Origin of the sequence: Hyphomicrobium sp., assembly GCF_036833075.1 — a bacterium.
GTDB lineage: Bacteria > Pseudomonadota > Alphaproteobacteria > Rhizobiales > Hyphomicrobiaceae > Hyphomicrobium_C.
In genome coordinates this window covers 1-7,515 of record NZ_DAITQL010000132.1, presented here as the reverse complement: position 1 = coordinate 7,515, position 7,515 = coordinate 1, and the positions used below count along the sequence as shown (strand labels likewise).

Genomic DNA, 7,515 nt, shown 5'->3' with positions numbered 1-7,515 from the left:
CTCGCCCGACCAGGTTCGGAAGTGGCGAAACCCAAAAAAGGCAGCGATCGAGAACTTAATCGAGATCGTCGGCGACAAGCCGGTGAGGGATCTGAAGCGCGACGACGCGCTAGCGTTCCGCGATTGGTGGCGCGATCGCGTCCTGGCGGGCGATGTGCAGATCGGCACGGCCAACAAGGATTTCGGCCACATCTCGAAGATGCTCCGCACCATCGAGGATGCGCAACGCCTTGGCATCGACTGCGACGCCTTCGCGAGACTGCGCTTGGCAGGCGAGGAGAGCGGGCAGAGGACCGCCTTCGATCCAGACTTCGTGCAGAAGGTCATCCTGGCAGAAGGCGCGCTTGACGGCCTCAATGAGGAGGCACGGCGTGTCGTGTACGTGTGCGCGGACACGGGCATGCGATTGTCCGAGATCGTGAACCTTCTGCCGCATCACATCCATTTAAAGGCGGCCGTCCCTCACGTCGAGATCGTCGCTGAAGGGCGCAAGCTCAAGACACGGCACAGCGCGCGCAAGATGCCGCTCGTCGGCTGCGCCCTCGCGGCGATGAAGCTTCAGCCCGAAGGCTTCCCGCGGTATCGAGACAAGGCGGCGTCATTGTCGGCGCTCGTCAACAAGGCGATGACCGCACGCGGCATGCGCCCGACGCCGGATCATTCGCTCTACTCGCTACGGCATACTTTCGAGGATCGCCTGACGGCGATCGATCCGCCGGATAAAATCATCGCCGTACTCATGGGGCACAAACACTCGCGCCCGAAGTATGGTGCCGGGCCGACGTTGGAGCACTTGAAGTCGTGGCTCGACCGAATTGCGTTCCGGCCGCCGTCGTCCATGTAGGCATGGCGATCGCCGCGCCAAATTTGCCCGTGTGGCGGTTTTCGGCTTGGTCGAGTGGTTGACCCCTATGGCCGGCCAAATGCCCGCCAGCGGCAAAGCAAAGTCCAAAAATCGAAATCCGAAAAACGTCCAAATAATGGGGGGCGGCGCACCGCATAAGGTGTAACGTCCGAAAGGACCCAGCTATCACGGCGTGCCTCCGGGGCTTGATGGATCGAACAGCTCACGCCATCCTCGTCGATCTGAAGCGTGGCGCAGACCTTGCCGACGTCGACGTATTACCAAGTATTCTCGGTCATCAGTGTCCTCCAGATCCCGCGTCCAGCAATCACGCACTCGAGGACGCAATGATAAGTATGGTTGATCTCGACCATGATACTACTGACGGAGCCGGCAACAGGCGTAGCGCCAACAGGTGCGGCCCCGACAGGGCCGCCAATCGTCATCACAGCGGTGTTGGCGGCGCCCCATAGATTGGTGCGCTGTTTCCTTTTGGGATCTAGCACCATGTGTTTCGATGCGTTCGCAATATCAGTTATGATGGCAAAGCGCCTATCGATCTCTTCAAGCGCAGATTGAAGGCCGCCTGTGGTGCTGAAGAGCACCTGAGATGTTCCAGAATGCGCCCAAGGCTTGTTCGCGTGTTCGTGCACGACCCAGTCACGCAGACTGAGAAGTGATGTGCATGCATGGTATGCTATGCGGAGGTCATTGGGGTTTTTGATGAATTCAGTAACGTCCTTCTCGACAAGGTGGTCGAAGAACTCCCGGGGCGTCTTTATTGAGGTCGGCGTCATCGCCAGAATTCCTTTCAGCGTCACATCGCCTCCTCATTTACTTTAGGGAGATCTTGCGCGCCACCAATGCGTCGCTTCCGCCGTGTCCTTCAGGCGGGCCTTTGCGGCTTTCCTCATGCGTTTCGAAAAACGCCGCTTAATCTTTTTCAGCATGCCGCGTCGCCAATGCAGCAAATGCCGGGAGCGGCGGGAGAAGGCGTCCCACTCGTCTCCCCCGCGACATCCCCTATTCCCCATCATGATACTTTCACTCCCAGTTGAAGGGCCCTCGTGCTGTTCAAACTTCGCCCCGCTACTCGACAGCTCGCTCTTACGCTTCGACATAGCACAGCTCAACCGTCACATGCGCTGCGCGCGCATCAACGTCAGCGCCCTGATCCGGCGCGGCTCTGACGCGACGACGGCCTTGGCCAGGAGCGCTGTCGATGTAAATTTCCTAGCAATGGATAGGGGAATGCAAAGAGGGATAGTATGAACAGCGATCTTGAAGCCCGCAAATGGGCCTTCGAACGCAACCAACGACAAGCCGAGCGCGCCCACGATAAGCTTGATGACTTTTGCACTGAGGTGAACGCGGCGACCGTTCAGTCGGGTCAGCTCGCCTTGAGGATGGCCATGTTGATCAACGGCGGTGCGGCGGTTGCCGTGTTAGCCTTTCTGGGTGCGCTCTCCTCAAGCGTCGGCATGGAACAGGTCTCACGATTGGCGTCAACTATTGAATGGTTCGCCTGGGGTGTTGGTGTGGCCGTAGCCGGAATGGGCGCTGCTTACTTTACAAACTACTGCCACACTAGCCTCGCTAACAGCCTAGTTCGGACGTGGGAGCATCCGTTCACGGTGCCGACACGGTCCTCAAAGATTTGGGATTGGACAGGAAACGTCTTTCACGTGCTGGCGATTGCAGCAGGTGTTGGCTCATTGATCCTATTCATAATGGGCATGTGCGAAGTGCGTGAAGGAATTCGACAGGTGCCGCCTCCCGCCCCAACTTCGGCGATTGCGATTTAATCGTCTCCAGTCGGACAGGTGATGTCGCTTATAGCCTTCTCTTGGGGAGTACGATGTTGCCCCGTTAGGATGGCCAAGAGCGCACTCGGTGATCTCGTCATTTGATCCTCCGCAGGCTCACGCATCGATCAATGCGGACACCGCTGCAAGCACCAATGAAGAAAGTAGAGCAACTCCTACTGTGGTGTTGTCGAGCGGGCAAGCCCTTGCTCGTGGGCTCGCTACGCTGGGTGGCGCTAAATGCGTTGTTGCGCTCGGTCGCTGCATGGCTTGCGAACCACACCACCCACGCTGAAAGCCGTTAGCAAGCGAGGCGCGCCCCTATCGAAGGGAGCAGATGGGAGATAGCATTGACGCATGTCTCAGCTGCCGGTGAATAGAATATTGGGCCGCACGATGCGGCTTCCGACCAAGCAACAGCAGACCTTCGACCGCATCTTTCACAGCGGTAATGGCAACTTGCTCGACTTTAGCCTGCGAACCATGGCCGAGTGGTTTGAGGAAACCTGCGGTCTCAATATCTTTCAACCTCGCTTCCAGGTCGAGGGCACAAGTAAGGGTAAAACATTGCGCGGGTTCGTGGCCGTCGCCGAGCCGCGCCTTGTGGCGCGTGTCCTACGCGCCCTATGGGCATACCGGTGCAGTATGTCAGAATACGTCGAGACTGATCCCGCGGAGGAGGCTCGGCTTGCAGCATGGTTTAAGCAGTTCGTCTCAGAACTCGATACCGCATCTACGTTGCCTATCGATGAGGCGATCCGCGATTTCTCCGGCGACACCACCCTCGCCAAACTGTGTGCGTCAATTGCTTCGGACCTTATTGCCGAGAAACCCGATGTGGCGCTTGACCGTGTGCATACCTACTGCGTGAAGCGTCTTCGCCATCTGCTCGCGGCCAAAGGGCAGCACTTCGATGCCACTACCCCGCTTGACGCCTTGTTCGCCGCCTATGGACGCAACTTGAAGGAAACGGGTGCTGTTAGCGAGTTCGCACTGCCCACGCTCCGGGTGCAGCACAAGCTGTTCGATGGTCTGAACCAAGCGCGCAACAAGCGATCCTTCGCTCATGATAATGAGTTGCTCGACCCGTCAGAAGCACAGTTCGTGATCGATTGCACATTGGCGTCACTGGCGTTCATCGAGCGCATTGAAGCTGCCGTGCGATGAGCGACTGACTGCTTACTTCTTGGTCACGCCCATGAGGCGGCGCAGCCCGACCGCAGCTTTTGCGGCCGGGCCGGAAACGCCGTCGATAAGGCGGACGATCAATCGTGACGTGAGATCGGCCATGGGGGATCACCTCAAGAGAACAAAGCGCCCGCTCGCCGAAGGAAAGAAGCGAGCGGGCGCAGATACGCGTCGCTGCGACAGGAGAGGAACGCCACGACGCGGAAGACGCCCCGCCGTCGCATGGACGAACCGACGACGGGGCGCGGGGAGCGCCGGCATCAGCACTCGACCCGATGCGGCCGCAAGTACGCGCGCGCCGCGAGGCCGGCCGGTTAAGGAAAGAAAACCGGCCGGCTAACTCATTTTCACTGACCCGGAGCGGAGCCCGCGTTTCGATGCCACGAGCGCCAGTCGATGAAAGCCGCGCCGTAATCGAGCCTCACCTTCATTTCGACGCCATCGATGTCGAAGCCGACGCGATGCTCCACAACAGGACCGGGTTCGGAGGCGAGATGGGCATAGGTCAGCCCGTCACATTCCGCAGGATCGGCGGCGACGTACCAAGCATAGCCGGGCAGACGAGGCTCGACGGCGATCCGCAAACGGATCGGTTGAACTGCTTCAGTTTCGGCTGGCGTGATCGCCGCCATCAGCTCTTCCGCGAGGGTCTCAAGTTCCGCCCCCACAACGAGCCAGCGCGGCCCGATCCCGATCATCTGGCCGCTCGCGTCGCGCTGGCCTCGCATGGCTTTTCGAGCGGCCGACAGTGCGTCTTTAGAGAGCGCCGACGCGGGCGAGGCAAGGTTTGCATGGTCGGCGTGAAACAAGGCCTTGCCGTCACTCATCAGCGGGTTTGCCATCAAGAGCTGCGCGAGCTGGTCCGCCTCAAAGGCGGCCGCCGCAATTCCAAGACGGCGAGGCATATCGGCGAAGGCTCCGAGATCATCGTTAACTAGTGCCTGACGAGTGATGCCAAAGACTTTTCCGAACGTTTCTAGCCGGACGCTTTCGCCGCTATCTTTTATGGTTCCGCGAGTGAACTCGCCGTGCTCGCCGACCTTCTCAAGGCCGGAAAAACCGCTCATGGACGCGAAGGTACGAGCGCGGAAATCGTCAAGCTCGACACGTCGCGCGATGGGCTTCAAACCGCTCGGAGCTGCCTCATAAGCGCGTCGCAAGACCATGTGCACGGCACCGGACAGTACGGTGCTAAAATCGCTTGTGCTGTGCAGGCCGCCAAGGCCGCGCGCGCTCAGAGCTTGGCTCACGATCGCGGATCGGCCGAGGCCGGCCACGGGTACGTTGTTCTCGGCCAAGAACGTGCGGGCGAGTTCAGGAAGGCCCAGGCCCACGTACCGCCGCGCCATTGGCGACGGTGCGATCGTGCTATCGATCCGGGCGGCGAGAGCTTCCGCCATCGCAGCTGATCTTTGCTCGGGCGCGATCCCACCGACGTGCATAGTCGCGCCGATGCTGCCACCGCCGCGCGGCTGCGTGCGCTCCTGCTCCTCGGCGATGTGGTTGATCAGGAGGGTCCGAAACTCCTCCAGATCCGTACCGGAGCGAGCGTGCTGCTCGCCGAACTCACGGAAGCCGACGCGGTCGGCCAGCTCCATAATCCTCTCGCGGCGCGTGATCTCCGCGCGATCGAGATGATCAGCGGCACGCGTCTCGATGGCGGGGGCCATCGCATTCTCTTCAGTGTTTTCCACGTTAAAACTCCTAACTCGGGCAGCATCGTCGGCCGGCACTGGAACTAGCGAGACTTCGAGCAAGCGCCACTTAGTGGCGGTCTTCACGCGCTCACCCGCTTCGCTGATCTCTTCCCGCCAAGCTTTGACGATGTAGCCGACACTCACGCCGGACAGGACGCCCGCGGCTACGTCTTGAGCAACGCCCTCGACGCCCTCACGCGCGGACAGCCGGATCACTGCCTCGATGCGAGCATCGACCCGCTCAACCGTCTCGACCGTGCCGATAACGTCGCGCACATCGTGCGCGCGGTGGGCGTTGAGGAGGGGGATCTTCGCCGGCAATTCGACCCCGGCGTGATCCAGGATCTCAATGTATTCGCCGGCGCGGTCCCAACGACGCACCGCTGCGCCGGCGGCGATGACGGCACGAAAGGTTCGCGTTTCCGCGTTCCAGGATGACGCCGCGCCCTTGGGCGCGCGCCGGAAGATCAGCTCGGCGGGCATCAGGCGGCCGCCTCGGCTTCGATGCGGCGAGCGATCCGCGACGCCGGCAGGATGATGGCGGCGTCCGAGCCGATCTTCCGAAGCTCGTCGCGCTCGATGAGGGTCGCCTCGGGCAGCTCATCCGCCGAGAAATTGCGCACGACGAGCACCGCCTCTACGAAGCGTGACGCACCCGGAAAAATCTGGAGTTGCTCGAAGGTCGTCGGATTAACCTCGACCATCGTGGTCGCGGACCAAATAATTTCACGGATGGCGGGCCATGAAAGCCCCATCCTCACCAGCTCGCCGGCAATGCAAAAAACAAAGGTATCGGCTTTTGTAAATTCCCTCGGTGAACCCGGCGCAACTTTCTTGAAATGCGGTGTCACGCTCCAACGATTGATCGCAAGATCAATCTGCTTCGTGGATAAACCCGCAAGTCGGGCAACGTCTCGAATGTTCAAATTGGCAATCCTCAATAGGACGGAAAGGTAGCTTCCTATGCTGGATCACTTGGTACCAACTGATTGTGGCGAAAATATAACAACAGGCGCAGTTATCGATGCAAAGATGAGAAGTTGGCCGAGCCGGGGGGCGCTTCCGGATGCTGTCCGTTTCCGTTCGGCTGCAACCGTTTCCAGAAACCGTGCGGAAAATCAATGACTTGCGCGGTCGATGAAGTTGTAAACGAAACGGAAGTGGCAAAACCGATTTTCGGAAAACGCTCAGTTTATGCGGGGCGGCGCGCCGCATGTCGCGCGGAGCCGAGGAAGAACCTATCCGTGCACCCCCATGACCCCCAGGACCGCCTCAGAAGCCCACTGGCGGGCCTGCGCGACGTGCGCTAGGGTTGGTGCGGCGCGTGCTAGACGGCCCTCCTGCGCCTTCCGGCGGCGTCCTGCCTTGGCGTGTGCGATGCGTTGGTGAGCGCAGCGTGTGGTGGGGCCGCCCGCCGTTGGCGGGGCTCCCGCCCGCGTACCGCCCATGTGTCTCTCCTCCTAGTGCGATGGCACAGAGGGTCTTTGCCTGTAGGGGTGCCGGTGGACGTGTCGCCGGCGATCTGCCGCCGCTCCGGTCGGATGCGCCTGGTGTGTGCGTTTTCAAATCACCAGTTCAAATCCCCAAACATTTTCGGAAAATCGAAGCCGGGGGCTATTCTTCCAGGGGGATCACGCGAGACGTGCTGAGCGTCGGTGCCCACGAAGCCCGTACAAGCCCGCTGGCGGCCGTTTGGCTTGATCGGTAGGGTTGAAGGGAAGCGCCACGGATCGGCCTCCAGGGGAGGCTGTGGGCGGCCTAGAGGCATCCGGCAAGGGAACTCAAGGCTCTCCTCGCGATGGGGGATGTTCTCGCCTTGCGATCACTTCGCGGCTGCCATGTGGCGCGCCCAGCGCGCCGGCCTGCAGGAGGATCGGTGAGGATCGATAGTCGTCGCCATCTCCGTCATGACGGCGCTTGCGCGCTGGACCTACAACCGGGAATTGTCTTCGGCCACCAAACGCCACTCCACGTCATGCCG

The 7,515-nt window shown here is 60.7% G+C and carries 5 protein-coding genes and 1 pseudogene; 3 read left to right on the top strand and 3 right to left on the bottom strand.

Annotated elements, in window-relative coordinates; genetic code table 11:
- A pseudogene (locus tag V7082_RS20915) lies at positions 1–844 on the top strand (integrase); the annotation flags it as partial.
- Positions 845–1,122: 278 nt separating this feature from the next.
- Here V7082_RS20915 and V7082_RS20910 read toward each other — a convergent pair.
- Positions 1,123–1,665, bottom strand: a complete 543-nt coding sequence (locus tag V7082_RS20910) for a hypothetical protein (protein WP_334151571.1) — start codon at positions 1,663–1,665, stop codon at positions 1,123–1,125.
- 447 nt (positions 1,666–2,112) lie between these two features.
- On the opposite strand from V7082_RS20910, the gene V7082_RS20905 reads away from it, so the two are divergent.
- Both V7082_RS20905 and V7082_RS20900 read left to right on the top strand, forming a co-directional pair.
- Positions 2,113–2,649: a hypothetical protein gene (locus V7082_RS20905; protein ID WP_334151570.1), complete on the top strand. Its 537-nt coding sequence runs from the start codon at positions 2,113–2,115 to the stop codon at positions 2,647–2,649.
- 357 nt (positions 2,650–3,006) lie between these two features.
- Entirely contained in the window at positions 3,007–3,816 is an 810-nt protein-coding gene (locus tag V7082_RS20900) for a hypothetical protein (RefSeq protein ID WP_334151568.1), read from the top strand.
- A 368-nt stretch (positions 3,817–4,184) separates the two neighbouring features.
- Here V7082_RS20900 and V7082_RS20895 read toward each other — a convergent pair whose 3' ends face one another.
- Entirely contained in the window at positions 4,185–6,017 is a 1,833-nt protein-coding gene (locus tag V7082_RS20895; RefSeq protein ID WP_334151567.1) for a prohead protease/major capsid protein fusion protein, read from the bottom strand.
- The gene (locus V7082_RS20890; protein WP_334151565.1) at positions 6,017–6,475 is read right to left on the bottom strand and encodes a hypothetical protein; all 459 of its coding nucleotides are present in this window, start codon (positions 6,473–6,475) and stop codon (positions 6,017–6,019) included. Before V7082_RS20890 ends, V7082_RS20895 begins: the two co-directional genes overlap by 1 nt.
- Positions 6,476–7,515 lie beyond the last annotated feature (1,040 nt).

Excerpts from the sequence above, each read along its gene's own strand:
- V7082_RS20905 (WP_334151570.1), top strand. The coding sequence starts at position 2,113 with ATGAACAGCGATCTTGAAGCCCGCAAATGGGCCTTCGAACGCAACCAA.
- V7082_RS20900 (WP_334151568.1), top strand. The coding sequence starts at position 3,007 with ATGTCTCAGCTGCCGGTGAATAGAATATTGGGCCGCACGATGCGGCTT.
- V7082_RS20895 (WP_334151567.1), bottom strand. The coding sequence starts at position 6,017 with ATGCCCGCCGAGCTGATCTTCCGGCGCGCGCCCAAGGGCGCGGCGTCA.